Origin of the sequence: Clostridium boliviensis (assembly GCF_033342255.1) — a bacterium.
Classification (GTDB): domain Bacteria; phylum Bacillota; class Clostridia; order Lachnospirales; family Lachnospiraceae; genus Lacrimispora; species Lacrimispora boliviensis.
In genome coordinates this window covers 1-727 of record NZ_JAWONS010000139.1, presented here as the reverse complement: position 1 = coordinate 727, position 727 = coordinate 1, and the positions used below count along the sequence as shown (strand labels likewise).

The window sequence follows — 727 nt, the reverse complement described above, 5'->3', positions numbered from 1 at the left end:
AAGACTTGGATTCCATATATCAAAGAAACCTTTAACGGATATGGGAATGCCATTGACTATCTTGGCCGGTACACCCACCGAATTGCCATTAGTAACTCCCGTATTAAATCTGTTACAGATACCCATGTAACCTTTTCTGCAAAAGATTACAAAACGGGGGGAAACAAGGATATTACTCTGCTCCATGTGGAATTTCTACGCCGTTTCCTGATGCATGTGTTACCTTCCGGTTTTCAAAAAATCCGGTATTACGGTTTTCTGAATAACCGTAGCAAAAAGATAAATTTAAAGCTGATTGTAAAACTGACCGGAAAAGAATTGTTTCAGTCGAAGTTCATCTCTATGAGTCATGATGAATTGCTTCTGTCGCTTTGGAATATCAATGTTCATCTCTGCCCTGAGTGTGGTTGTTGCTCCATGCGTCATGCAGGTAGAACCTATGCTTTACGTAATTAGGTTATAGTAACCAAATACTTTTTTGCAGTCTCCTGAGGGAGGCTTAGTTGTAATGCACAAAAATCCAGATTTGCTTCTACAAAACCCTGTACTTTCTTTTTGGCATACCTTTTTGAAAAAATAAACAAGAAAGGGAACAAAGCAAATCCCATATATGGGCTAAAGTTCCGCGAGATGGTACAATGGCGAAGAATCATATTTAGAGCAATTAGAGGTTTTCTCTGCATGCTCTTTTTTGTTTGCTCAAAATATGTTACTTCACTTAAGAATT

1 protein-coding gene is annotated in these 727 nt (G+C 38.1%); it reads left to right on the top strand.

All coding sequences use genetic code 11. The annotated features are described in order from the left end of the window. Positions 1-456: IS91 family transposase (locus RZO55_RS26035; RefSeq protein ID WP_318064151.1), on the top strand; the 456-nt coding region annotated here is incomplete at its 5' end. Positions 457-727: the final 271 nt, after the last annotated feature.